The sequence below is a fragment of the Streptomyces sp. NPDC052396 genome (assembly GCF_044593195.1).
GTDB lineage: Bacteria > Actinomycetota > Actinomycetes > Streptomycetales > Streptomycetaceae > Streptomyces.
Map to the genome: position 1 here is coordinate 22,981 of NZ_JBIUAW010000002.1, position 23,999 is coordinate 46,979.

Sequence of the window (23,999 nt, forward strand, 5' to 3'; positions counted from 1 at the left end):
GGGAGGCTGTGACCCCTATCGCGATCTATCGCGTTTGGTCTACCCTGGGCGGGTGGACGAGTCAGCTCTGGAGAAGCAGGTGGCCAAGGTGCCGCTGACCAAGACCGCCCCCGCCGAGCCCGCACTGCGCGCTTCGGACGCGGATCGCGACCGGGTCGCGGAGATCCTGCGCGAGGCGCTGGCCGAGGGGCGGCTCACCGCCGAGGAACATGCGGAGCGGGTGGAGGACGCCTACCGGGCGCGCACCCTGGCCGAGCTCGAGCCGCTGCTGCACGACCTGCCGGCGGGGTACCGCCCGGCGGCCGCCCCGGCGACCGGGCGCCCGGTCCCGCCGGCCGGGCTGCCGGGCGAGGCGGGGGAGAACCTGATCGCGGTGTTCGGCGGCGCCGGGCGCAAGGGGCGCTGGCGGGTGCCGTCCCGGATCAATGCCTTCGCGGTCTTCGGCGGGGTGGAGATCGACCTGACCGAGGCCACCTTCGCCCAGCAGCATGTGGTGATCAACGCGGTGGCGCTGTTCGGCGGGGTGGAGATCAAGTTCCCGGAGAATGTCTCGGTGCGCTGCACCGGTACCGGCGTTTTCGGCGGCTATGACGTCCGTACCCATGAGGCGCCGGACCCGGACGCCCCCGTCATCACGGTCGCCGGGTGGGCCTTTTTCGGCGGGGTCGCCGCGAATCCCAAGCGCGGCAAGCGGGTCAGGAACCTGCGCGACTAGCGCGCAGGGCGCGGTGACGGGCGGTGTTCCGCTCATGGCAACGGTGTGAATAAGCACGCGCACAGCGGGTAAAGCTTGGTGCATCGTCTCTCGTACGGCTGCGGGTGCGAATGGCCGTGCAGGGTGAGACGGGCAAATGGTGACTCAAATCGGCCGAGCAAAGCCGTCGTCAGGAGTAGACCGTGCTGCTACCGCATCAGCCCCTGCAGGAAGCCGCCGTTCCGTCGCCGCGGATCGCCCCGCGGGATCAGGCAGGCCCCTGGCATTCGGAGGCGGTGTGCCGCCGGGATGAAGCCGGGCTCTTCTTCGCACCATCCAAGGAACCGACGGCCGCGCGACTGTCCCGTGAAGAGGCGGCCAAGCGTGTTTGCGCCCGTTGCCCGGTGATGGTCGAGTGCCGGGAGCACGCCCTGCTCCAGCCGGAGCCCTATGGGGTGTGGGGCGGGCTCACCGCTGCCGAGCGCCGGGTGGTGCTGGCCCGCCGGCGGCGGCGGGACGCGGAGTTGCAGCGCGCCACACGGATCGCCGCCGCGGGCTGAAGGGCGGTTCGATGTTCAACGGGCCGGGCCCCGCCGTCAACTCACGGCGGGGCCCGGCCCGTTGAACAGCGTGCCGAATGGCGTGCGTCAGCTGGGGCGCTCGAAGTCGACGGAGCTGTAGGCGCGCAGCTTGGACAGCCGGTGGGTGGATTCGATCTTCCGGATGGTGCCCGACTTGGAGCGCATCACCAGCGACTGGGTGGTGGCGGTCTCGGCCCGGTAGTGCACCCCGCGCAGCAGCTCGCCGTCGGTGATGCCGGTGGCGACGAAGAACACGTTCTCCCCGCTGACCAGGTCGTCGGTGTGCAGGACGCGGTCCAGGTCGTGTCCGGCGTCGAGCGCGCGCTGCCGCTCCTCGTCGTCCTTCGGCCACAGCCTGGCCTGGATGGTGCCGCCGAGGCACTTCATCGCACAGGCCGCGATGATGCCCTCCGGGGTACCGCCGACGCCCAGCAGCAGGTCCACGCCCGTGCCCTCGCGCGCGGCCATGATGGCGCCGGCCACATCGCCGTCGGAGATGAACTTGATCCGGGCGCCGGCCTCGCGGATCTCCTTGACGATGCCCTCGTGGCGGGGGCGGTCCAGCACCACCACGGTGACGTCCTCACAGGAGGAACGCTTCGCCTTGGCAATGCGGCGGATGTTCACCCCCACCGGAGCGGTGATGTCCACAAAGTCGGCCGCCTCCGGGCCGGTCACCAGCTTGTCCATGTAGAAGACCGCGGAGGGGTCGAACATGGTGCCGCGCTCGGCCACGGCCATCACCGAGACGGCGTTGGCCATGCCCTTGGCGGTGAGGGTGGTGCCGTCCACCGGGTCCACGGCCACATCGCACTCGGGGCCGGTGCCGTCGCCCACCCGCTCGCCGTTGTAGAGCATGGGGGCGTTGTCCTTCTCGCCCTCGCCGATGACCACCACACCGTTCATCGAGACGGTGCCGATCAGGGCGCGCATGGCCCTTACCGCGGCACCGTCGGCGCCGTTCTTGTCCCCACGGCCCACCCAGCGGCCCGAGGCCATGGCACCGGCCTCGGTGACCCGGACCAGTTCGAGGGCAAGGTTGCGGTCGGGCGCTTCCGGGCTGACCTCGAGCTGGGACGGGAGGTGATGATCGGTCATCGGGCGCACCTTTCTGGACGGCAATGGGCCGTGGGCCCCTCCCTGTCCCGGGTGGGCCAGGAGGGTGAGGGTGTCCATGACTTTATCCGCTCATTGCGAGAATGAGCAGAGCGCCCTACGCATGAGCGGCGTCAAGGGCGCGCCGGGCGCGCGGAGCCGTCCCGGCGTCAAGATCGGCCGGGCCATAGGGGACGATGGTGCCGTGGCAGGCAGGAACGGCAAGAATCAGACGGTCCGGAACATGGTGCTGTCGCTGGCGGTGGTGGTCCCCATGGCCGGGATCAGCTACCTCTTCATCCCGCACGACAGCCGCGGCATGGAGCCGGCCAGGACCGTCGACTACCGGGTGGAGCTGGACACGGCACGGCGCGCGGCCCCCTATCCGGTGCTGGCGCCCGAGGGGCTGCCCGGCACCTGGCGGGCGACCTCGGTGACGTACCGGGTCGACCAGCGCGACGGCAAGGTGTGGCACCTGGGCTTCCTGGACCCCGACGCCCAGTATGTCCAGCTGGAACAGAGCGATGGGCCGTCCGTCGCCTTTATCGACGACACCACCCAGCACGCGGAGAAGACCGGCCGCACCCAGCGGGTGGGCGACGCGCTCTGGCAGCGCTACGAGGGCCCCAAGTACAACGCGCTGGTGCGCCAGGAGCGCGGGGTGACCACGGTGGTGGCCGGCACCGCCTCCGAGGAGCGGCTGACGCAGATGGCCGCCGCGCTCAAGCCCGGGCGGAAGACCTCGGGCTGAGGCGGCGGCCGTCGGGGCCGGTGAGCCGGCCCGTCAGACGGTGGTGGCCACCTGGTCGAAGGACAGGCGCGGGGAGCGCGGACGGTAGGAGTCCTCGGCCGGCTTGCCGATGTTGATCACCATCAGCGGGCTGTGCTCGTCGTCCAGGAACTCCTTGCGCAGGGCCTCGGCGTCGAAGCCGGTCATCGGGCCGGCCGCCAGGCCGGCCGCGCGCAGGCCCAGGATGAAGTAGCCGGCCTGCAGCGAGCCGTTGAGCAGGGCGGAGCCCTCACGGACCGGGCGCTCGGCGAAGAAGACGTCCTTGGCCTGCGGGAAGGCCGGGAAGAGGGCGGGCAGTTCCTGGTGGAACTCATTGTCGGTGGCGACGATCACCGACAGCGGCGCGGTGCGGGTCTTGGCCTGATTGCCCTCGGCCATCACCGACACCAGGCGCTCACGGGCCTCGGCGGAGCGGACCAGCACCAGGCGCAGCGGCGACTGGTTGAAGGCGGTGGGGGCCAGCTTGATCAGGTCGTAGACGGCCTGGATCTGCTCGTCGGAGACGGGCTCCTCGGTGAAGGTGTTGGCGGTGTGGGCCTCGCGGAAGAGGAGGTCCTGGGCGGCGGCGTCAAGGGAGAGGGTCATGAGGTGACCCTAAGCCGAGATGTGTGAAGTTTCAACTAAAGCCGGGGCGGGTGAGAGCGACCTCACGCCATCCGCGGGCCGGCGCCGGTTCAGTCCTCGCCCGGCCCGGCCTCGGCCAGCGCCGCGTCCAGCCGGGCCCGGGCACCCTCCAGCCAGTGCCGGCACACCTTGGCCAGCGCCTCGCCGCGCTCCCACAGCGCCAGCGACTCCTCCAGCGAGCTGCCGCCCGTCTCCAGCCGGCGCACCACCTCGATCAGCTCGTCCCGGGCCTGCTCATAGCCGAGAGCGCTGAGGTCATCGGTGGTCTGTTCGGTGTCGGTCATGTCCGCCAGGGTATTGCCGGGTACGGACGGAGGGCGCCGACGCTACTCGGACACCCGCACCGTGAACTCGCCCTCGGCGACCCGGGCCCGCAGCTCCTCGTCCGCCGCCACCTCCTCCGGGGCCCGCACCACCGCCCCGTCCCCGCGCTGGAGCACCGCATAGCCGCGGCGCAGGGTGGCCGCCGGGGAGAGCGCCACCACCCGGGCATGGGTGTGCGTCAGCTCGGAGTCGGCCCGGTCCAGCAGATGGCCCAGGGTGCGCCGGGCCCGTCCGGTGAGCGCCTCGAGCTGCTCCTCGCGCTCGTCCACCATCCGCTGCGGGTGCTGCACACAGGGCCGGGCCCGCACCGCGGCCAGCCCTCGCTCCTCGCGGTCCAGCAGCGCGGTGACACAGCGCAGCGCCCGGTCGCGCAGCTGCCGCACCCGCACCAGTTCCTCGCCCACATCCGGCACCACCCGCTTGGCCGCGTCGGTGGGGGTGGAGGCACGCAGGTCGGCGACCAGGTCCAGCAGCGGGCTGTCCGGTTCATGGCCGATCGCCGAGACCACCGGGGTATCGCAGGCGGCCACCGCCCGGATCAGGTGCTCGTCGGAGAAGGGCAGCAGGTCCTCCACGCTGCCGCCGCCCCGGGCCACGATGATCACGTCCACCCCGGCCAGCGCGTCCAGCTCCCGCACCGCCTCGATCACCTTCGGCACCGCGTGCACCCCCTGCACCGGGACATTGCGCACCTCGAAGCGGACGGCGGGCCAGCGGTGCCGGGCGTTCTCCAGCACGTCCCGCTCGGCGGCCGAGGCGCGGCCGCAGACCAGGCCGATCAGCTGGGGCAGGAAGGGCAGCGGCCGCTTGCGCTCGGCGGCGAACAGCCCCTCCGCGGCCAGTGACCGCTTGAGCTGCTCCAGCCGGGCCAGCAGCTCGCCCACGCCCACCGGGCGGATCTCGGTGGCGCGCAGCGACAGCGAGCCGCGGGGCGCGTACCACTCGGGCTTGGCGTGCACCACCACCCGCGCGCCCTCCGAGACAATGTCCGCGACCTGGTCGAAGACCGCCCGGTAGCAGGTGACCGAGAGCGAGATGTCATGCGCCGGGTCGCGCAGCGTCAGGAACACCACCCCCGCTCCCGGACGCCGGGAGAGCTGGGTGATCTGCCCCTCGACCCACACCGCGCCGAGCCGGTCGATCCAGCCGCCGATCAGCCGGGACACCTGGCCGACCGGGATCGGGGCCTCGGGGGACGTCTGGAGAGCCATGCGGTGAGCGTAGCGGTGGGCCCGGTGACGGTGGCGGCCCGTACGATGGACCGCATGACCGCCAAGCCTGCCCGCAAGGTTCTGCTCGCCGCCCCCCGTGGCTACTGCGCCGGCGTGGACCGCGCCGTGATCGCCGTCGAGAAGGCCCTGGAGCAGTACGGCGCACCGGTGTATGTGCGCCACGAGATCGTCCACAACAAGTACGTGGTCAAGACCCTGGAGAAGAAGGGCGCGATCTTCGTCGACGAGACGGTCGAGGTGCCCGAGGGCAATATCGTCATCTTCTCCGCGCACGGTGTGGCCCCGGTGGTCCACGAGGAGGCCCGGCGGGGCAAGCTGGCCACCATCGACGCCACCTGCCCGCTGGTCACCAAGGTCCACAAGGAGGCGGTCCGCTTCGCCAAGGAGGACTACGACATCCTCCTGATCGGTCACGAGGGCCATGAGGAGGTCATCGGCACCAGCGGCGAGGCGCCCGAGCACATCCAGCTGGTGGACGGGCCCGAGGATGTGGCCGATGTCGAGGTCCGCGACCCGGACAAGGTCGTCTGGCTGTCCCAGACCACCCTCTCCGTGGACGAGACCATGGAGACCGTCGACGCCCTCAAGAACCGCTTCCCCAACCTGCTCTCGCCGCCCAGCGACGACATCTGCTACGCCACCCAGAACCGGCAGACCGCCGTCAAGCAGATGGGCGCCGAGGCCGACCTGGTGATCGTGGTCGGCTCCAAGAACTCCTCCAACTCGGTGCGCCTGGTCGAGGTCGCCCTGGGCGCCGGCGCCAACGACGCCCACCTGGTCGACTACGCCGAGGAGATCGACGAGGCGTGGCTGGAGGGCGTCAGCACCATCGGCGTCACCTCCGGGGCCTCGGTGCCGGAGATCCTGGTCCAGGGCGTGCTGGAGTGGCTGGCGCAGCGCGGCTTCGAGGACGTCGAGGTGGTCACCGCCGCCGAGGAGTCCATCACCTTCTCCCTCCCCAAGGAACTCCGCCGCGACCTGCGCGCGGAGGCCGCCGCCGCGGCCTCCGAGTAAGTCCCCGGGAGTCCCCGGGAGTCCCCGGGAAAACCTGGCAGTCCCGGGGAAATCCCCGGGCGAGTCCCATCGAGGGGTGGGCGCCGCCTCCGGCACGTAGCGTGGATGCCATGGACGTATTCGGCGTGGACATCGGCGGCTCGGGCATCAAGGGCGCGCCCGTCGACCTGACCCGCGGCGAGCTGGCGGGGGAGCGTTTCAAGGTGCTCACCCCGCAGCCGTCGACCCCGGACACGGTCGCCGCACGGGTCAAAGAGGTCGTGGACCACTTCGGCTGGAGCGGCCCGGTCGGCGTCACCTTCCCCGGGGTGGTGGTCCGCGGCACCACGCGCACCGCCGCCAATGTCGACAAGCACTGGATCGGGACGGACGCCGAGGCGCTGCTGGGCGAGCGGCTCGGCGCGCCGGTCACGGTGCTCAATGACGCGGACGCGGCCGGGCTGGCCGAGATCACCTATGGCGCCGGGCGGGGCCGCAAGGGCACCGTGATCGTGCTGACCTTCGGAACCGGCATCGGCAGCGCGGTGTTCACCGCCGGCCGTCTGGTGCCCAATACCGAGCTGGGCCACCTGGAGCTCAACGGCCATGACGCGGAGACCCGCGCCTCCAGCCGGGCCAAGGAGGACGGCGATCTGACCTGGCCCCGCTGGGCGCGCCGGGTGCAGCGCTATCTGGCGCATGTGGAGCGGCTGTTCTCCCCGGAGCTGTTTGTGATCGGCGGCGGGGTCAGCCGCAAGGCGGACAAGTTCCTGCCGCTGATCGAGGGGATCAGCGCCGAGGTCGTGCCTGCGCAGCTGGAGAACACCGCGGGGATCGTGGGGGCCGCGATGGCCGCTTCCGCTGCGCGATCCGTGCCAGCTTCCGCTGTCTGATCCAGGACATCCGGCGCACCAGTGCCACCAGGGTGGCCAGCAGGGTGCCGCCGTAGAGCCAGCCGGCCTGCAGCGACAGAAAGCCGACCAGCCCCATCAGCTGGCCGGTCAGTCCGCCGGCCCCGTCGCCGACCGGGACCGCGCCCACCGCGAAGGCGATGGGGACGCCCACCGGTGCGGCCATCCACTCGGCCGGCCGCACCATCAGCGCGCAGGTTGTGCAGGCCAGCAGGAAGCACATGCCGTAGGCGGCGGGCGAGCTGTTCAGCAGCGCCGAGTCCAGCGCGCCGGTGACCAGCATCGCGCCGGTGGTGAGCAGCCCGCCGCCCAGCCCGGTCAGCCGGGCCGCGGACAGCCGCCGCAGCACTCTGGGCAGTGGCGGCGGGGTGCGTCCCGTCCGCACCCGGTAAACCGTTCCTGCGGCGCCCTGGCCCACCGGGACGGTCGGCCGGGGCACCGGTGACGGACGACGGGGCCGGTGCTGGGTGCTGCGCGTACTGGGTCGCTCCACCCGTCCAAAGTAGGTTGAGAACCGGGAGGAATCCGGCGTTGGACACGCCGGTCACCGCGCGTCGGCCCGCGTGTCGGCTGTTTGTTCGGCGAGTCATTCGTGCGGGGCGGTGCGGCGGTGGCGCCCCGTAGACTGGTTCACCGGCCCGGCTGCGGGCCGCGGACCCGCCTTACTACAGGAAGTCGTCACGTGTCGCTCACGATCGGAATCGTCGGTCTGCCCAACGTCGGCAAGTCGACGCTGTTCAATGCCCTGACCAAGAACGACGTGCTGGCGGCCAACTACCCGTTCGCCACCATCGAGCCCAACGTCGGCGTGGTCGGCGTCCCCGACGCCCGGCTGGGCAAGCTGGCGGAGATCTTCGGCTCGGCGAAGATCCTCCCCGCCACGGTGGACTTCGTGGACATCGCGGGCATTGTGCGCGGCGCTTCGGAGGGCGAGGGCCTGGGCAACAAGTTCCTGGCCAACATCCGCGAGTCGGACGCCATCTGCCAGGTCATCCGCGCCTTCAAGGACGAGAACGTCGTCCATGTCGACGGCAAGGTCTCGCCCAAGGACGACATCGAGACCATCAACACCGAGCTAATCCTGGCGGACCTGCAGACCATCGAGAAGGTGCTGCCCCGCCTGGTGAAGGAATCCCGCATCCAGAAGGACAAGGCCGCCAAGGTCAAGGCGGTCGAGGAGGCCAAGGCCATCCTGGAGGAGGGCAACACCCTCTTCTCCGCGGGCATCGTCCAGGGCACCGAGAAGCACGAGCCGCTGCACGACCTGCACCTGCTCACCACCAAGCCCTTCCTCTACGTCTTCAACGTGGACGAGGAGGAGCTGAGCGACGAGGCCTTCAAGAACGAGCAGCGCGCCCTGGTCGCCCCCGCCGAGGCCATCTTCCTCAACGCCAAGCTGGAGGCCGACCTGGCCGAGCTGGACGACGAGGAGGCCCTGGAACTGCTGCAGTCCGTCGGCCAGGATGAGCCCGGCCTGTCCACCCTGGCCCGGGTCGGCTTCGACACCCTGGGCCTGCAGACCTACCTCACCGCCGGCCCCAAGGAAACCCGCGCCTGGACCATCAAGAAGGGCGCCACCGCCCCCGAGGCGGCCGGTGTGATCCACACCGACTTCCAGAAGGGCTTCATCAAGGCGGAGGTCATCTCCTTCCACGACCTGGTCGCCACCGGCTCGGTGGCCGAGGCCCGGGCGGCGGGCAAGGCGCGCATGGAGGGCAAGGAGTATGTGATGGCGGACGGGGATGTGGTGGAGTTCCGCTTCAACGTCTGACGGGTGACCGCCGGTTCAGGCGGATCAGGGACGGGCCGGGCTCTGGTGAGCCCGGCCTTTTTCGTTGGTCCCGGGCGGGATTTCCTGGCGGCGCAGGGGCGGCCTCTGGGGGCGCGCGGCGATATGAAGATCTTTCGCATCGTTGCGGATGTGCCTGTGGAGACGGTGGATCACGCCTGCATCGAGGTGTCGCCCACACGCCGTTGAGCTGCAATTCACCACATCTGGTGAATCCTTGGCCTTGAGTTGCGGTTGGCAACCGAGGGTTGCCAAGCTGTTGCGGACCGTCAACCTTTGGGAGTGGCCGTGGCTTTCGGTGACCAACCCGCCTACCTCCGTGTCGCCGGTGATCTTCGCCAGAAGATCGTCGCCGGTGAGCTGCCGCCGCACACCCGGCTCCCCTCCCAGGCCCGCATTCGCGAGCAGTACGGCGTCTCCGACACCGTCGCCCTGGAGGCGCGCAAGGTGCTGATGGCCGAGGGTCTGGTCGAGGGCCGTTCGGGCTCGGGCACCTATGTGCGTCCCCGGCCCGAGCGGCGCGCTGTGGTGCGCACCGGGTACCGCTCGGCGGGCGAGTCCTCGCCCTTCCGTCAGGAGCAGGCCGACGCCAAGGTCAAGGGCGCCTGGGAGGCGCGCAGCGACCAGCGGGTGGCGGACGAGGGGATCGCCGAGCGGCTGCGGATCGAGGTGGGGGCCCGGGTGATGCGCACCGAGTACCTCTACCGGGTTGCGGGGGAGCCGGCGATGCTCTCCACCTCCTGGGAGCCGCTGTCCGTCACCGGCCGCACCCCGGTGATGCTGCCCGAGGAGGGCCCGCTGGCCGGGCGCGGGGTGGTGGAGCGGATGGCCGCCATCGACCTGGTCGTGGATAACGTCGCCGAGGAGGTCAGCGCCCGCCCCGCGCTGGCCCAGGAGGCGGTGGCGCTGGGCGGGGTGCCCGGTCGCTGTGTGCTGGTGGTCTCCCGGACGTACTTCGCCGGCGGCTGCCCGGTGGAGACGGCGGATGTGGTGATGCTCGCCGAGCGGCACCGCATCGCTTATCACCTGCCGGTTAAGTAGCCGTTCAAGAACGGTGAACTGACTCGCGAGTCAGTTCAAAAGCCCTGGAAAATTCCTTCCATTTGGCCTCGCCGGGCGGTGGGATGTGCGGGACTGTGCCCCGCTGTGTCCGCATTTGCTGGGTGAGTGGTTCCTGTTGCAAAACTCACATAGGCCCAGCTCAGGGCCTTTTGGCAGGACCAAGTTGGCCAAATCGCTCGTACGATGGCGCGGTTTGTGTCCTGCTGTGGGGGAGATCAGAGAGCAAGGGAGTACCGGGGCGTTGAGTACCGAACAGGGTTCCCACACCCATTACCGCCGGTCCCTGGGACCGGTGGCCCTGACGGCCGTCGGCCTTGGGTCGATCATTGGTTCCGGCTGGCTCTTCGGTGCCCAGCGGGCCGCGGGCATCGCCGGCCCGGCCGCCATCGTCGCCTGGGTGATCGGCGCCGCCGTCGCCGTGACCATCGCGCTGACCTACAGCGAGCTCGGCGCGATGTTCCCCAAGGCCGGCGGCATGGTCCGCTTCGGCCAGTACTCGCACGGCTCGCTCGCCGGCTACCTGGCCGCCTGGGCCAACTGGCTGGCGATCGTCTCCGTCATCCCGGGCGAGGCGACCGCCTCCGTGCAGTACATGAGTTCCTGGAAGTGGGCCTGGGCCAAGGACCTCTCCGACGGCAAGATGCTCACCACCAGTGGTGTGGCCCTCGCCAGCGTCCTGCTGCTCTTCTACTTCTTCCTCAACTGGTTCGCGATCTCCCTGTTCGCGAAGACCAACACCGCGATCACCGTCTTCAAGGTCGTCGTTCCGGCGCTCACCGCCGGCGCCCTGATCTACGCGCACTTCGACACCCACAACATCCACACGGCGGGCGGCTTCACGCCCAACGGCTGGAGCTCGGTCTTCACCGCCGTCGCCACCTCCGGCATCGTCTGGGCCTACAACGGCTTCCAGTCCCCGCTGAACATGGCCGGTGAGGCCCGTAACCCGGGCAAGTCGCTGCCCAAGGCCGTCATCAGCTCCATCCTGATCGCGCTGGTCATCTACATCGCGCTCCAGGTCGCCTTCCTGATGGCCGTCCCCTCGCACGACCTGGCCTCCGGCTGGAAGGCGCTCACCTACAAGTCGCCGCTGGCCGACCTGGCCATGGCCTGGGGCCTGAACTGGCTGGCCATGGTGCTCTACGCGGACGCGTTCATCTCGCCCTCCGGCACCGGCATGATCTACGCCGCCACCACCTCGCGCATGATCCACGGCGTCCAGGAGAACGGCCACCTGCCCGGCATCTTCGGCAAGGTCGACAAGAAGACCGGCGTCCCGCGCCCGGCCCTGCTGCTCAACCTGGTGGTCGCCTTCCTCTTCCTGGCCGTCTTCCGCGGCTGGGGCTCGCTGGCCGAGATCGTCTCGGTGGCCACCGTGATCTCCTACATCACCGGCCCGGTGGCCGTGATGTCGCTGCGCCGGATCGCCCCGGACCTCAAGCGCCCGGTCAAGCTGCGTGCCATGCCGGTCATCGCCCCCATCGCGATGATCTTCGGCTCGCTGGTGCTGTACTGGGCCAAGTGGCCGCTCACCGGCAAGGTCATCCTGCTGATGGCGGCCGGCCTGCCGATCTGGGCCTTCTACGAGCTGCGCAAGCCGTGGGCCGAGCTCAAGCCGCACCTCAAGGCGGGCGCCTGGATGGTCGCCTACCTCTTTGTGATGGCGGCCGTCTCCTGGGCCGGCAGCACCAAGTTCAACGGCCAGGGCTACCTCCCCGAGGGCCTGGACATGGTCCTGGTCGCCGTGATCGCCCTGGCGTTCTACTTCTGGGGCGTGCGCAGCTCCTGGCGTAACCCCACCCTGGTGGAGACCGAGAAGGAGATGCTCGCCGCCCAGGAAGCCGAGGAGGCCAAGGAAGGCGAAGCGGCGGAGGACGCTCCGGTGGAGCCCGCCAAGACCCGCTAGTCACCCTCAGGTGGCCGAATGCGCATCTCTTCGTGAAAACCCGTATCCGCTGCGTAAAGGTCGGGCGTACGCTCGGGCATATGCGGACTGCGGTTTCTTCACAAGGCGCTGACGGGTGTGCGCCGGTGCGGTCCGCACCGGCGCACACTGCTACAGCCACCACGACGGAAGGGCAGGGACGATGACCGACAACGGAGCGGCCCTGCCCTGGCTGGTGATCCGCCAGGACGACAACGGCAACCGCTACCGCGTCGGCCGCTATGCCACCAAAACCGAGGCCGAGCGGGTGGCGGACCGTCTGGACGCCAAGGGTCACAAGCAGCTCTACATCGTGGAGCGGGTGAGCCGCGGCTGAGCTGCCGTGCGGACGCGGCAGGACGCGGCAGAGAGACGCAGTAGAGATATGTCGACCCCCATACCGGGTATGTGCTGATTATTCTCCCCAAACCGGTCAAGTGTGCCGGTGGGGCCGCAGCAGGTGTGGGAAGTGATCGGCGTGAGCGACAGCGCAAGGACTCTGGCGTCGGCCCCCGGGTTCGCCGAATGGACCTTCCCCGCCGAGGCCGGTGCGGTGCGCACCGCTCGTACCCTGGTGCGCGACACCTTGCACGAGTGGGGGATGTCCGCCCTGACCGATGTGACGGTGCTGCTGGTCAGCGAGCTCGTCACCAATTCCCTGCGCTATGCCAGCGCGCCCATCGGGGTGCGGATGAGTGCCCCGCGCGACGGAGCGCTGCTGGTGGAGGTCTCCGATCCGGCCCCCGAACCGCCCCGGGAGCGCAGCGCCCACCCCGAGGACGAGGGCGGCCGCGGTCTGCAACTGGTGGCACTGGCCTCGCGCCGCTGGGGTATCCGTCCGAGCGAGAACGGAAAGACCGTGTGGTTCGAACTGGGCTTGCCGGGCCGGGAAGCAGGGGAGGACACATAGCGGGTTGAGACCGTGCTGTGATCGTGAAGTCCGTGTCCCAAGGACTCCCTGTGCTGGATACTCGGCCTTCTGAATGCCGGTGCGAGCACATCAGCCGGAGGGGACGGGCACGTGAGCGAACAGCAGGCGGGTACTGCGGCGGACGGGACCGAGGGCACGGACGCCATGGTGATGTGGCAGAACAGCCCGCCCGGCTCCCTCTATGACTACATCCGCGTGGCCTCCTTCTCCCTGGACTCCGACGGGCGGATCGAGCAGTGGAGCGAACGGGCCGCCGAACTGTTCGGAATGGAGCCCGCCCAGGTCGTCGGCAGAGAGCCCCGCGAAGTGTTCGCCGCCGCCGCGTCAGATCAGGGGGCGCCGCGCCGGATCCCCATTTCGGGGGAATTCCCGGAGGGCGACCGGCCGTGGACCGGACTGGTCCCCTACCAGCGGGACGAGCGCCGGCCGGGCCTGGCCGAGATCTATGTGATGCCCAGTCAGAATGCCCGGGGCGAACGGGCGGCGCTCTGTGTGGCCGTCGATGTCCGGGCGCTCCAGGGGATAGAGACCGATATCGCGGCCTCGGAAGCCGTTTTCGGCCAATCTCCGCTGGGCTTCTTCTTTTTTGGTACGGACCTGCGACTGCTCAGGGTCAACGAGAGCTTTGCCCAGACCTTTGGCCGCCCCGCCGAATGGCACCGGGGCCGTACCCCGCATGACTTCCTGCCGCGCGGCGAGGCCGAGCGGCTGGCCGCGGCGCTGCGACAGGTGCTGGACAGCGGCCGGCCGGTGGCCGATCTGCAACTGGTCGGCCCGGTGCCCGGGCAGAGCGAGCGGCGCCGTTGGTCGGTGTCGCTGTACCGGCTGCACAGCGGCAGCGGCCGGCCGATCGGGGTGGCCGCCATCGCCACCGATGTCACCGGACGGCGCCGCGCCGAGCGCGAGGCGGCCGGGGTGCGGCGCAACCTGGCGCTGCTCAACGAGGCCGGCGCCCGCATCGGCACCTCCCTGGACCTGGAGACCACCGCCCGGGAACTGCTGGACGTGGCCGTGCCCCAGTTCTGCGACCTGGCCTCGGTCGACCTCTACCAGGGCCTGCTGGTCGGCGACGAGGCGCCGCCCGGGCTGGCCGACGGCAGCGCCGAGCTGCGCCGGGTCGCCCACGCCAGCGCCGTCTCCGGCGCACCCCGGGCCACCGACGACAAGCCCATCCAGGTCGGCGAGGTGCACCGCTACCCCTTCCACTCGCCCTGCGCGGGGGCGCTGCGCACCGCCCAGCCGCAGGCCATCCCCGGCCGGGAGGGCGCCGAGAGCCCCGAACTGGGCGACTCGGTGCGGTCCACCCTGGCGGTGCCGATGGTGGCCCGGGACACCGTGGTGGGCCTGGTGCAGTTCACCCGCACCAAGGGCAGTGAGCCCTTCGGCGAGCGGGACACCGCGCTGGCGGTGGAGCTGGCCTCGCGGGCGGCGGTGTGCATCGACAACGCCCGGCTCTACCGCCGGGAGCATGAGCGGGCGCTGATCCTGCAGCGCAGCCTGCTGCCTCCGGTGTCCCCGGAGGCGGCCGGCCTGGAGATCGCCTGCCGCTATCTGCCCGGGAACGCGGCCACCGAGGTGGGCGGCGACTGGTTCGATGTCATCGAGCTGCCCGGGCACCGCACCGCCCTGGTGGTGGGCGATGTGATGGGCCGCGGGCTGCGCGCGGCGGTGGCCATGGGCGAACTGCGCACCGCCGTACGGACCTTGGCCATGCTGGACCTGGAGCCGGCCGAGGTGCTCTCCCACCTGGACGAGATCGCGCATGGCCTGGGACGGCCGGGCGGCACCCAGTCCGCGCCGCGCGGCGTGCGGGGCAGCGTACGGCCCGCCGATCTGTCCGAGGTGTACCTGGCGACCTGTGTCTACGCGGTCTACGACCCGGTCACCCGGCGCTGCACGGTCGCCAACGCCGGGCATCTGCCACCGGTGCTGGTCGAAGAAGGCAAGCCCGCACGGCTGTTGGAGGTGCAGCCGGGGATGCCGCTGGGGGTGGGCGGCGAGCTCTTCGAGGAGACGGTGGTGGAGCTGCCGGACGGGGCGCTGCTCGCCCTCTACACCGACGGCCTGGTGGAGTCCCGCGACCATCCGCTGGACGAGGGGCTGCAGGCGTTCCGGGACGCGCTCACCGATCCGGCGCGGCCGCTGGAGGATGTCTGTGACCATGTGCTGGGCGCGCTGGACACCCACCATGGTGAGGACGACATCGCCCTGCTGATGGCCCGGCTGCGGGGGCTGCCGCCGGAGCGTGTGGGCGACTGGACGCTGCCGCCGGAGCCCCGTTCGGTGGCCCGGGCCCGTGAACTGGCCCGGCAGCAGCTGCCGTTGTGGGGGCTGGAGGCCCTGGTGGACACGGCTGAGTTGCTGGTGAGCGAGCTGGTGACCAATGCGCTGCGGTATGGGGAGGGGGAGATCCGGCTGCGGTTGCTGCTGGACCGCACCCTGGTGTGCGAGGTGTGGGACGGGGGACTGGTGCAGCCGCGGCGGCGGCGGGCGAATGACACCGATGAGGGTGGCCGGGGGCTGCAGCTGGTGGGGTTGTTGAGTGCCGCCTGGGGGGCGCGGCGGATTCCGCATGGCAAGACCGTCTGGTTCGAGCTCGCGTTGCCGGGCGGAGGGGGCGAAGTGCCGGACGCGGTGGAGGCGTTGATGAGTCTCTACTGACGGTGCAGGTGCCTGTGGGGCGTAACCCCCGACCCGTTGCCCGGCGACGGAATGCGGGGCTAAGGCCCCGCCAGGCGCCCCCGGGTCGCCCCGCCCCCGAAGGTCGCCGGCAGCAGGCCCGCCAGCACGATGCCCCCCAGCAGCGCACCCCCCAGCGCCCGGGTGGGCCGGCGTTCCGCCGTGGCCTGGTCGAACTCGGTGACCTCGTACTCGGCCAGCGCCCGGGCCTCCCGGGCCAGGGCGTCCGCCCGGCGGAGCGCCGCGGCCGCCGCCCCGGGCCGCCGGCCCGGCGACCGGCCCAGCGCCAGATGCCGCTCCGCCGCGGCCAGCCGGGTGCGCGCCCGGCTGCCGATCGCCCCCCGGTGGGTGTCGATGAAGTCCCGCGCCCCGGCCACCTCGGTCCGGGCCAGCAGTGCCGCCCGGGCCGCCCGCTCCCGCTCGCGGAGCCCGGCGGCCGCCGGGTCCCCGCCGGAGGCGTCCAGCTCGGCGGCCGCCAGGTCCACCCGGCGCAGCAGGGCCATCGGGTCATAGCGCCCGTTCCCGGCCTCCTTGTGTGCCAGGTCCAGCTCGGCCGTGGCGCGCGTCGTCCGCTGCCCGGCCTCGGTCCGCGCGGCCTCGGCGTCCGCCAGGGCGGAGCGCAACGCCCGTTCCGCGCCCTGGAGTTCGCGTATCCGGCGCAGCGCCGCCGTGGTGAGGGTACGGGTCTGGGACAGCGCCCCTTCGGCGGCGCGCAGTGAGACCGCCGCCCGGGTGGTGTCCTCGCCCAGCGCTCCGTTCAGGGCCCGCCGGGCCTCGGCCAGTGCGGCGGTGGCGAAGGTCAGCCGGTCCCGGGCCTCGTCCGGATAGGGGGCCACCGGAGCCAGGGCGTCCGGAGCGCAGCGCGGGGCGAGGTCGTCCAGGGCCTGCCGGGCGTCGCCCACCCGTGGTGCCAGGGCCTCGGCCGCCTCGGTGGCGGTGCGCAGCACCGCGGCGGCCTGGTTGCGCAGGTCGCGCAGCCGGTCGAAGGCCGAGGACTCGGCGTCCAGGCGCCGGTTGGCGCTGGTGCAGCGGGAGCAGATCTCGTCCAGGGTGTGCCGGCGGAACTCCTCGTCCGGGCAGGGTGCGTCGTCCAGCCGCTGGCGCAGCCGGAAGGCGTCGGCCAGCTCCTGGCGGGCGTAGCCGACCGCCTCGGCGAACGGCTGGGTGGCCCGCTTGCCCAACTGCGCTATCGCGAAGGTGAGTTCCTCGGCGCTGGTGCGTACCGCGTCATCGGTCTCCACCAGGTTCCGGGCGGCCTCCGCCTCCAGTTCGGGCAGCGGGGTGAGCGGCTGGGCCAGCCGGGCCAGGCCGGGGGTGGTGGAGCCGGCGGTGGCCAGGCGTTCCTGTTCCGCGCGCTCCTCCCGGCGCAGCCGGGTGGCCCGCCGGGAGCCCAGGCAGAGGCCGAGGACGCACAGGGTGAGTCCGCCGGCCACCGGCATCCATACCCGCCGGTCGCCGGGGAGCAGGGCGCCGCCGGGGTCGCTGCGGCCGGGGATGATCACCGGGGCGCGTACCGGGTTGCCGGTGAGCAGTGCGGCGTAGCCGTCGGCGGCGCCGATGGCCGCCCCGGCCCAGTCGTGCTGGGCCAGGGCGGGGGCGATGGCGATGGCGGCCACCTGGCTGACCTGTTCGGGGCGGATACCGGAGTCCGGGGCCACCGAGACGGCGAACTGGTGCTGGTAGGTGGCGATGGCCAGCAGGATGTCATGCGGTCCCAGGCCGTTGCGGTCCGCGGTGGCATCGGCCCAGTCATGGCCCAGCCGGCCGGAGAAGTCATGGACATAGGTGACGAACAGCCGCATCCGATGAACGGCGTGCAGGCGGTTGAGCGCCGTCTCGACCTGGATGCGCCGACGCCCCAGCGCGCCGACCGTGTCCGTGATCCCCCCTCGGGCGTCCAGGTCGAGGGGGGCGTCGGCGCGGGCGGCGGCCGCGGCCGGCAGCAGCAGGGCGAGCAGCGCGAGTAGCGCACTGATCAGGCACAGGCCGGGCGCACCCGGCCGGCCCCGCCACAAAAGCCGCGTCACACTTTGGAGCCTATGACCGGATTGTCGAGGCCGCTACCGGGAGCGTGTGTGGTATTACGCCCCGTGTTCACGCCCCCGGCGGCGGATTTTGCTCCCCAGCCACACCAGGGGGTCGTAGGAGCGGTCCACCACCCGTTCCTTGAGGGGGATCAGCGCATTGTCGGTGATCTTGATGTGTTCGGGGCAGACCTCGGTGCAGCACTTGGTGATGTTGCAGTAGCCCAGGCCGTGGTCCTCCCGGGCGGCCGCCTTGCGGTCCACGCCGGTCTCGGCCGCCGCGTCCAGCGGGTGCATGTCCAGCTCGGCCACCCGCATCAGAAAGCGCGGACCGGCGAAGGCCGGCTTGTTCTCCTCATGATCACGCACCACATGGCAGGTGTTCTGGCACAGGAAGCACTCGATGCACTTGCGGAACTCCTGGACCCGGTCCACATCCTGCTGCTTCATCCGGTACTCGCCGGGACCCACCCCCGGCGGCGGGACAAAGGAGACCACCTCGCGCGCCTTGGCGTAGTTGTACGAGACATCGGTCACCAGGTCCCGCACCACCGGGAAGGCCCGCATGGGCGTCACGGTGATGATCTCGGCGGGATCGAAGACCGACATCCGGGTCATGCACATCAGCCGCGGCCGCCCGTTGATCTCCGCGCTGCACGAACCGCACTTGCCCGCCTTGCAGTTCCAGCGCACCGCCAGGTCCGGGGCGGCGGTGGCCTGCAGCCGGTGGATGATGTCCAGTACGACCTCACCCTCGTTGACGGTGACATCGAAGTCGGCCAGACCACCGCCGTCCGCATCACCCCGCCACACCTTGAAGTGGGCCTGATAGCTCATGAGGTGAGCTCCTCGTCGGTCAGGTACTTGGCCAGCTCTTCCTTCTCGAAGAGCTCCATCAGATCGGTGCGCATGGGCACGGCGTCGATCCGCTCCAGCCGGATCCGCCCCAACGCCGGGTCCTCCACGGCCGGTTCGGTCGAGTCCTCGGCCAGCCGGCACACCAGGCTGACCCGGCGCCAGCGCCGGTCCATCGCCGGATGGTCGTCCCGGGTGTGGCCGCCCCGGCTCTCCTCGCGCTCCAGCGCGGCCCGGGCCACACACTCGCTGACCAGCAGCATGTTCCGCAGGTCCAGGGCCAGGTGCCAGCCGGGGTTGAACTGCCGGTGGCCCTCCACCCCGGCCCGCCGGGCCCGGGCCCGCAGACCGGCCAGCCGGCGCAGTGCCTCCTCCATCTCGGGCGCCTTGCGGATGATGCCCACCAGGTCGTTCATGGACTGCTGGAGCTCGGTATGCAGGGTGTACGGGTTCTCCCCGGCGCCGTCCGCAGCGTCCTCGGCGCCGAATGGGCGCAGCGCCTCCGCCTCCGCCGAGGCGATGTCGGCCTCGGAGACGCCGGGCCGGTCCCGGCCATCGAGCCCGGCGGCGTAGCGGGCCGCGTGCAGCCCGGCGCGCCGTCCGAAGACCAGCAGGTCGGACAGGGAGTTGCCGCCCAGCCGGTTGGAGCCGTGCAGCCCGCCGGCCACCTCGCCGGCCGCGAACAGCCCGGGCACCCCCACCGCGGCCGCGGTGTCCGGGTCGACCTCCACCCCGCCCATCACATAGTGGCAGGTGGGGCCGACTTCCATGGGCTCGGCGGTGATGTCCACATCCGCCAGCTCCTTGAACTGGTGGTGCATGGACGGGAGTTTGCGCTGGATGGCCTCGGCCGGCATCCGGCTGGAGACATCCAGGAAGACCCCGCCGTGCGGGGAGCCACGCCCGGCCTTGACCTCGGAGTTGATGGCCCGGGCCACCTCATCGCGGGGCAGCAGCTCGGGCGGGCGGCGGTTGTGGTCCGGGTCGGCGTACCAGCGGTCCGCCTCGGCCTCGGACTCGGCGTACTTCTCCTTGAAGACATCCGGGATGTAGTCGAACATAAAGCGCTTGCCGTCGCTGTTGCACAGCACTCCGCCGTCGCCCCGCACCGACTCGGTGACCAGGATGCCCTTGACGGACGGCGGCCAGACCATCCCGGTGGGGTGGAACTGGACGAACTCCATGTTGATCAGCCGGGCCCCGGCCAGCAGCGCCAGCGCATGCCCGTCGCCGGTGTACTCCCAGGAGTTGGAGGTCACCTTGAAGGACTTGCCGATGCCTCCGGTGGCCAGCACCACCGCGGGGGCCTCCAGCACAAAGAACCGGCCGGACTCCCGCTCATAGCCGAAGACCCCGCTGACCCGGCCCCGCTGCCGCAGCACCCGGGTGACCGTGCACTCCTGGAAGACCTTCAACCGGGCCTCGTAGTCGCCCAGTTCGCGCCGGTCCTCCTGCTGGAGCGAGACGATCTTCTGTTGCAGGGTGCGGATCAGCTCCAGGCCGGTACGGTCGCCGACATGCGCCAGCCTGGGGTACTCATGGCCGCCGAAGTTCCGCTGGGAGATGCCCCCTTCGGGGGTGCGGTCGAAGACGGCGCCCCAGGTCTCCAGCTCCCAGACCCGCTCCGGGGCCTCGCGGGCCAGCAGTTCGGCCATCCGCCAGTTGTTGAGGAACTTCCCGCCGCGCAGGGTGTCCCGGTAGTGCACCTGCCAGTTGTCATGCGCGTTGACATTGCCCATGGAGGCGGCGATGCCACCCTCGGCCATCACCGTATGTGCCTTGCCGAACAGCGACTTGCAGATCACCGCGCAGCGCAGGCCCTGTTCCCGCGCCTCGATGGCGGCCCGCAGCCCCGCCCCGCCGGCCCCGACCACGATCACGTCCCAGGGCTGGCGCTCCACCCGCGTCATGAGAAACACCTCGGCATCAGAAGAACCTCGGATCGTCGAAGGCGCCACTGGCGACCAGGTAGACATAGAAGTCGGCGGCCGCCACGCTCACCAGGGACGCCCAGGCGAGCTGCATATGACGGGCATTCAGCCGGCTGACCAGCCCCCACATCCGGTAGCGCACCGGGTGCTTGGAGAAGTTCCGCAGCCGGCCGCCGACGATATGCCGGCAGGAGTGGCAGGAGAGGGTGTACGCCCAGATCAGGGCGATATTGGCGAGCAACACCAGGGTGCCCAGGCCCATATGGCCCCAGTGACCGTCGGCGTCCCGGAAGGCGAGCACCGCGTCATAGCTGAGGATGCCGGCCACGATCACCGCGAAGTAGAAGAAGTAGCGGTGCAGGTTCTGCAGGATCAGCGGGAAGCGGGTCTCGCCGCTGTAGCGGGCGTGCGGCTCGGCCACCGCGCAGGCCGGGGGCGAGGCCCAGAAGCCCCGGTAGTAGGCCTTGCGGTAGTAGTAGCAGGTCAGCCGGAAGCCCAGCGGGAAGATCAGGATCAGCAGCGCGGGGGAGAGGCTCCACCAGGAGCCGACCAGATCCCAGTCCGCACCGCCCTTCATGGGCACGCAGTTGTGAGCGACGCAGGGCGAGTAGAACGGCGAGACATAGGGCGCCGCGTAGTAGTCGCCGTTGGCGAAGGCGCGCCAGGTGGAGTAGACGACGAAGGCGAGCAGTCCGGCCGCGGTGCCGGCCGGGGCCAGCCACCAGCGGTCCCGCCGCAGGTGGCGGGCGCCGATGGCGGCCCGGGCCGGGTGGAGCACACCGCCGGGGGCCGCGGTGCCGGGTCTGGGGTCAGTGCCAGTGGCCAAGGGGGACTCCGGGAGGAGTGGGGTGTGAGGGGGCGGGTCCGGCGGACGCCCGCTAGGGAGCCCGCCGGTCGCGGCAGCCGAGTCCTTCCTCGTCCGCGTCCCGCCACAACGAGGCGTCATACGGGGTGTCGGAGATCTGCACCATCACCGGGCGCGGCGCCTCGGCGGGCACGGTCTCCCGCAGTAGCGCGAAGTTCTCCCGCAGATGACCGGCGTCGGTGCGCATCCTGCGCAACTCCCGTTCGTCCTGGGGGAGATGGCGCGCCAGCCGGCCGAGCGCGCGGTCGAGGTCGTCCAGGCAGCGCTGAACTGCCGTCAAGTCATCGTTAAGGGACATGAATTGCCCTCACTTCCGCGGGTCGGCGGTTGCGGGTGGCGACGATGATGCGACAGAGAGTGTCGCGCGTCACACCCCTCGAGGGGAAGATAGCCGCCGTGATTGCGCCTGAGCGGACGCGTTCACCCGCTTGCACTACCCGGGAGGAAACCTTCGTCCAGGCGGGTGGCGCGCGGGTGTGCGACGCCGTGTCGGCCCGCCCGGTCCGGGGCGGTCGCTTTCAGTGGTAGGCGGGAGAAATGCGATCAGCGGCGTATTGCGCCGACCGAGGCGGAGGTTTCGTCGATGCCCGTCAGATGGCCGAGGTCCCCGAGGTACGTCCGGCCCCGCCGCACTGTGGCTCTCCTCCTCGCCGGCGCGCTGCTGCCGCTGCCCCTGCTGGCCGGCTGCGGGTCCGGCGGCGGGCAGGAGGCCGAGGACCCCGGGGTCCCGCCGGACATCGCCGCGGCCCCGCGCGCCAAGGTCGCCGACCGCGGCACCCTGACCTGGGCGGTGGACGCGCTGCCTGCCACTCTCAACGCCTTCCAGGCGGGCGCGGACCGGGGTACCCAGCAGGTGGCCGGCGCGGTGCTGCCCGCCCTGTTCACCCTGGACCGGCAGGGCCGGCCCCAGCGCAACCCCGACTACCTGCTGTCCGCCAAGGTCACCGAGCGCGAGCCCCGGCAGGTGGTGGTCTACCGGCTCAACCCCGGCGCGGTGTGGAGCGACGGCAAGCCGCTCACCGCCGCGGACTTCGAGGCCCAGTGGAAGGCGCTGCGCGGCCGGGACAGCTCCTTCTGGGCCGCGCACAACGCCGGGTACGAGCGGATCGAGCGGGTGACCCGGGGCGCGGACGACCGCGAGGTACGGGTCACCTTCGGCCGGCCCTACGCGGACTGGGCCGCGCTGTTCACCCCGCTGTACCCGAGAGCGGTGACCGGCAGCGGCGGCGCCTTCAATGACTCGGCGCGCGGGCAGCTGCCCGCAGCGGCCGGCCCGTTCCGGTTCCAGGAGCGCAACGAGGAGCAGGGCACCCTCACCCTGGTCCGCAACCCCCGCTGGTGGGGTGAGCGGGCCAAGCTGGACAAGCTGGTGCTGCGGGCGGTGCCCAGGGACCAGCGGGCCGCGGAACTGGCGGCCGGCCGGCTGGACCTGGCCGAGATCACCCCGGAGCTGGCCGGCCGGATCAGCCGGGACAACGCCCCGGCGGCCAAGGAGAAGTCGGACGACGCCAACAAGGCCGTCGCCGCGCTGCGCGGTCTGGCCGTACGCCGCTCGCTGGAGCCCGGCTACACCCAGCTCGCCCTCAATGGCGCCTCCGGGCCGCTGGCCGACGAGCGGGTACGCCGGGCGGTGGCCCGGGCCGTGGACCGCAAGGGGATCGCCGCATATGTACTGGGCTCCCTTGGCCTGCCCGCCCGGCCGCTGGGCAGCCATGTGCGGGTGGCGGGACAGCCGGGCTACCGGGACAACAGCGACGCCATCGGGGGATCGGACGCGCATGCCGCCCGCGATCTGCTGGCCGAGGCCGGCTGGAAGGAGGGCCCGGACCCGGCCAACCCGCCGCTGCACCGGCCCGGCCAGGCGGGGCCGGGCGCGGTGCCGGGCTCCGGGCACCGTCCGGATGACAAGGGCAACCCCCATGGGGAGCCGGCCGCACCGGCGGAGCTGGTCGGCGACGGCGCCGGCGGGCCGGAGCTCATCGAGGACCACCTCACCGAGGACCACAAGGCGGCGGAGGGCCGGGTCACCGCCGCCCCGGCCCGCTACAAGGACGGCAAGAAGCTGGTGCTCCGCTTTGTCCTGCCCAAGGGGGCCGAGGCCGAGCCGCTGCGGGAGGTGGGCTACCGGATCGCCCAGGAGCTGGACGGCATCGGCATCCGCACCGAGATCACCAAGGTCGAGGACACCGGGTTCTTCAAGGACCACATCGCCTCCGGAGACTTCGACCTGGCCCTCTACTCCTGGCCGGCGGGCGCCTTCCCGGCCACCGAGGCCCGGCCGATCTTCGCCAAGCCGAAGCCGGCGGCGGACGGCTCCCTGCAGGTGGAGCAGAACTACACCCGGGTGGGGACCGATCAGATCGACCACCTCTTCGACCAGGCGTCGGCGGAGCTGGACGCGGACGCGTCCCGGGATCTGGTGCAGACGGCGGACGCCCGGATCTGGGCGGCGGCAGCCGCCATTCCGCTCTATCAGCGGCCGCAGCTGGTGGCGGTGCGGGCCACTGTCGCGAACGCGGGTGCGTTCGGGCTGGCCTCGCCGCGCTATCAGGACATCGGCTTCCTGCGCTGAGGGCGCCCCCTCGGGGGCGCGGGGCGGCTGTGTCATGCGGCTCCGCCGGGTGGGCGCGACCGGCCACTTGCGGCCTGCACTCGGCAACGAATCCGCAAGCCCCGGTGTGTCCGCCCGCCCGGC

22 protein-coding genes are annotated in these 23,999 nt (G+C 71.3%); 12 read left to right on the forward strand and 10 right to left on the reverse strand.

Going from position 1 to position 23,999, the window contains the following annotated elements:
- Nucleotides 1-52: 52 nt before the first annotated feature.
- Both ACIHFE_RS05135 and ACIHFE_RS05140 read left to right on the forward strand, forming a co-directional pair.
- On the forward strand, nt 53-715 hold the full coding sequence (locus tag ACIHFE_RS05135) for a DUF1707 domain-containing protein (RefSeq protein ID WP_400104433.1): 663 nt from the start codon (nt 53-55) through the stop codon (nt 713-715).
- 182 nt (nt 716-897) lie between these two features.
- Entirely contained in the window at nt 898-1,254 is a 357-nt protein-coding gene (locus ACIHFE_RS05140; RefSeq protein WP_400104434.1) for a WhiB family transcriptional regulator, read from the forward strand.
- Nucleotides 1,255-1,341: 87 nt separating this feature from the next.
- Here ACIHFE_RS05140 and glpX read toward each other — a convergent pair whose 3' ends face one another.
- Nucleotides 1,342-2,373, reverse strand: a complete 1,032-nt coding sequence (glpX, locus tag ACIHFE_RS05145; protein WP_400104435.1) for a class II fructose-bisphosphatase — start codon at nt 2,371-2,373, stop codon at nt 1,342-1,344.
- A gap of 202 nt (nt 2,374-2,575) precedes the next feature.
- Between glpX and ACIHFE_RS05150 the strand changes: the two genes are divergently transcribed.
- A complete protein-coding gene (locus ACIHFE_RS05150) occupies nt 2,576-3,121 on the forward strand; it encodes a DUF4245 domain-containing protein (RefSeq protein ID WP_400104436.1) in 546 nt (181 codons plus the stop codon).
- A gap of 33 nt (nt 3,122-3,154) precedes the next feature.
- On the opposite strand, the gene ACIHFE_RS05155 is transcribed toward ACIHFE_RS05150, so the two are convergent.
- From ACIHFE_RS05155 to xseA, 3 genes are all read right to left on the reverse strand, one after another.
- A complete protein-coding gene (locus ACIHFE_RS05155; RefSeq protein WP_400104437.1) occupies nt 3,155-3,745 on the reverse strand; it encodes a malonic semialdehyde reductase in 591 nt (196 codons plus the stop codon).
- A gap of 89 nt (nt 3,746-3,834) precedes the next feature.
- A complete protein-coding gene (locus ACIHFE_RS05160; RefSeq protein ID WP_400104438.1) occupies nt 3,835-4,068 on the reverse strand; it encodes an exodeoxyribonuclease VII small subunit in 234 nt (77 codons plus the stop codon).
- 42 nt (nt 4,069-4,110) lie between these two features.
- Nucleotides 4,111-5,319, reverse strand: a complete 1,209-nt coding sequence (xseA, locus tag ACIHFE_RS05165; protein ID WP_400104439.1) for an exodeoxyribonuclease VII large subunit — start codon at nt 5,317-5,319, stop codon at nt 4,111-4,113.
- Between the two features lie 45 nt (nt 5,320-5,364).
- Between xseA and ACIHFE_RS05170 the strand changes: the two genes are divergently transcribed.
- Entirely contained in the window at nt 5,365-6,354 is a 990-nt protein-coding gene (locus ACIHFE_RS05170; RefSeq protein ID WP_400105009.1) for a 4-hydroxy-3-methylbut-2-enyl diphosphate reductase, read from the forward strand.
- A gap of 110 nt (nt 6,355-6,464) precedes the next feature.
- On the forward strand, nt 6,465-7,226 hold the full coding sequence (ppgK, locus tag ACIHFE_RS05175) for a polyphosphate--glucose phosphotransferase (RefSeq protein WP_400104440.1): 762 nt from the start codon (nt 6,465-6,467) through the stop codon (nt 7,224-7,226).
- Here ppgK and ACIHFE_RS05180 read toward each other — a convergent pair.
- Nucleotides 7,123-7,737, reverse strand: a complete 615-nt coding sequence (locus ACIHFE_RS05180; RefSeq protein ID WP_400104441.1) for a DUF6542 domain-containing protein — start codon at nt 7,735-7,737, stop codon at nt 7,123-7,125. The two genes, ppgK and ACIHFE_RS05180, sit on opposite strands and share 104 nt — an antisense overlap.
- 189 nt (nt 7,738-7,926) lie before the next feature.
- On the opposite strand from ACIHFE_RS05180, the gene ychF reads away from it, so the two are divergent.
- The 6 genes from ychF (at nt 7,927) to ACIHFE_RS05210 (ending at nt 15,611) form a co-directional block, all read left to right on the forward strand.
- A complete protein-coding gene (ychF, locus tag ACIHFE_RS05185; RefSeq protein WP_400104442.1) occupies nt 7,927-9,015 on the forward strand; it encodes a redox-regulated ATPase YchF in 1,089 nt (362 codons plus the stop codon).
- A 306-nt stretch (nt 9,016-9,321) separates the two neighbouring features.
- Nucleotides 9,322-10,074 carry a GntR family transcriptional regulator gene (locus ACIHFE_RS05190; RefSeq protein ID WP_400104443.1) on the forward strand — a complete coding sequence of 251 codons (753 nt, stop codon included), beginning with the start codon at nt 9,322-9,324 and terminating at the stop codon, nt 10,072-10,074.
- A 262-nt stretch (nt 10,075-10,336) separates the two neighbouring features.
- Nucleotides 10,337-12,001 carry an APC family permease gene (locus tag ACIHFE_RS05195; protein ID WP_400104444.1) on the forward strand — a complete coding sequence of 555 codons (1,665 nt, stop codon included), beginning with the start codon at nt 10,337-10,339 and terminating at the stop codon, nt 11,999-12,001.
- A 181-nt stretch (nt 12,002-12,182) separates the two neighbouring features.
- The gene (locus ACIHFE_RS05200) at nt 12,183-12,356 is read left to right on the forward strand and encodes an SPOR domain-containing protein (protein ID WP_400104445.1); all 174 of its coding nucleotides are present in this window, start codon (nt 12,183-12,185) and stop codon (nt 12,354-12,356) included.
- 132 nt (nt 12,357-12,488) lie between these two features.
- Entirely contained in the window at nt 12,489-12,929 is a 441-nt protein-coding gene (locus ACIHFE_RS05205; RefSeq protein ID WP_400104446.1) for an ATP-binding protein, read from the forward strand.
- A 171-nt stretch (nt 12,930-13,100) separates the two neighbouring features.
- Nucleotides 13,101-15,611: a SpoIIE family protein phosphatase gene (locus ACIHFE_RS05210; protein ID WP_400105010.1), complete on the forward strand. Its 2,511-nt coding sequence runs from the start codon at nt 13,101-13,103 to the stop codon at nt 15,609-15,611.
- A 59-nt stretch (nt 15,612-15,670) separates the two neighbouring features.
- Here the strand turns inward: ACIHFE_RS05210 and ACIHFE_RS05215 are convergent, their stop codons facing one another.
- From ACIHFE_RS05215 to ACIHFE_RS05235, 5 genes are read right to left on the reverse strand one after another with little or no spacing between them, the layout of a single operon-like run.
- Nucleotides 15,671-17,656: a TPM domain-containing protein gene (locus tag ACIHFE_RS05215; protein WP_400104447.1), complete on the reverse strand. Its 1,986-nt coding sequence runs from the start codon at nt 17,654-17,656 to the stop codon at nt 15,671-15,673.
- A 54-nt stretch (nt 17,657-17,710) separates the two neighbouring features.
- Nucleotides 17,711-18,490 (reverse strand): succinate dehydrogenase/fumarate reductase iron-sulfur subunit, encoded by a 780-nt coding sequence (locus tag ACIHFE_RS05220; protein WP_400104448.1) that lies wholly within the window; start codon nt 18,488-18,490, stop codon nt 17,711-17,713.
- Complete coding sequence (locus ACIHFE_RS05225; protein ID WP_400104449.1) at nt 18,487-20,418, reverse strand: fumarate reductase/succinate dehydrogenase flavoprotein subunit; 1,932 nt, start codon at nt 20,416-20,418, stop codon at nt 18,487-18,489. The genes ACIHFE_RS05220 and ACIHFE_RS05225 overlap by 4 nt, the downstream gene beginning before the upstream one ends.
- A 16-nt stretch (nt 20,419-20,434) precedes the next feature.
- Nucleotides 20,435-21,265 (reverse strand): hypothetical protein, encoded by an 831-nt coding sequence (locus ACIHFE_RS05230; RefSeq protein ID WP_400104450.1) that lies wholly within the window; start codon nt 21,263-21,265, stop codon nt 20,435-20,437.
- Nucleotides 21,266-21,317: 52 nt separating this feature from the next.
- On the reverse strand, nt 21,318-21,602 hold the full coding sequence (locus tag ACIHFE_RS05235; RefSeq protein ID WP_400104451.1) for a hypothetical protein: 285 nt from the start codon (nt 21,600-21,602) through the stop codon (nt 21,318-21,320).
- 285 nt (nt 21,603-21,887) lie between these two features.
- Here ACIHFE_RS05235 and ACIHFE_RS05240 point away from each other — a divergent pair, with 285 nt between their 5' ends.
- Nucleotides 21,888-23,876: an ABC transporter family substrate-binding protein gene (locus ACIHFE_RS05240; protein ID WP_400104452.1), complete on the forward strand. Its 1,989-nt coding sequence runs from the start codon at nt 21,888-21,890 to the stop codon at nt 23,874-23,876.
- Nucleotides 23,877-23,999 lie beyond the last annotated feature (123 nt).

Coding starts and splice junctions, on each gene's coding strand:
- ACIHFE_RS05160 (WP_400104438.1), bottom strand. CDS start 4,068: ATGACCGACACCGAACAGACCACCGATGACCTCAGCGCTCTCGGCTAT.
- glpX (WP_400104435.1), bottom strand. CDS start 2,373: ATGACCGATCATCACCTCCCGTCCCAGCTCGAGGTCAGCCCGGAAGCG.
- xseA (WP_400104439.1), bottom strand. CDS start 5,319: ATGGCTCTCCAGACGTCCCCCGAGGCCCCGATCCCGGTCGGCCAGGTG.
- ACIHFE_RS05240 (WP_400104452.1), top strand. CDS start 21,888: ATGCCCGTCAGATGGCCGAGGTCCCCGAGGTACGTCCGGCCCCGCCGC.
- ACIHFE_RS05200 (WP_400104445.1), top strand. CDS start 12,183: ATGACCGACAACGGAGCGGCCCTGCCCTGGCTGGTGATCCGCCAGGAC.
- ACIHFE_RS05155 (WP_400104437.1), bottom strand. CDS start 3,745: ATGACCCTCTCCCTTGACGCCGCCGCCCAGGACCTCCTCTTCCGCGAG.
- ppgK (WP_400104440.1), top strand. CDS start 6,465: ATGGACGTATTCGGCGTGGACATCGGCGGCTCGGGCATCAAGGGCGCG.
- ACIHFE_RS05235 (WP_400104451.1), bottom strand. CDS start 21,602: ATGTCCCTTAACGATGACTTGACGGCAGTTCAGCGCTGCCTGGACGAC.
- ACIHFE_RS05225 (WP_400104449.1), bottom strand. CDS start 20,418: ATGACGCGGGTGGAGCGCCAGCCCTGGGACGTGATCGTGGTCGGGGCC.
- ACIHFE_RS05170 (WP_400105009.1), top strand. CDS start 5,365: ATGGACCGCATGACCGCCAAGCCTGCCCGCAAGGTTCTGCTCGCCGCC.
- ACIHFE_RS05210 (WP_400105010.1), top strand. CDS start 13,101: ATGTGGCAGAACAGCCCGCCCGGCTCCCTCTATGACTACATCCGCGTG.
- ACIHFE_RS05220 (WP_400104448.1), bottom strand. CDS start 18,490: ATGAGCTATCAGGCCCACTTCAAGGTGTGGCGGGGTGATGCGGACGGC.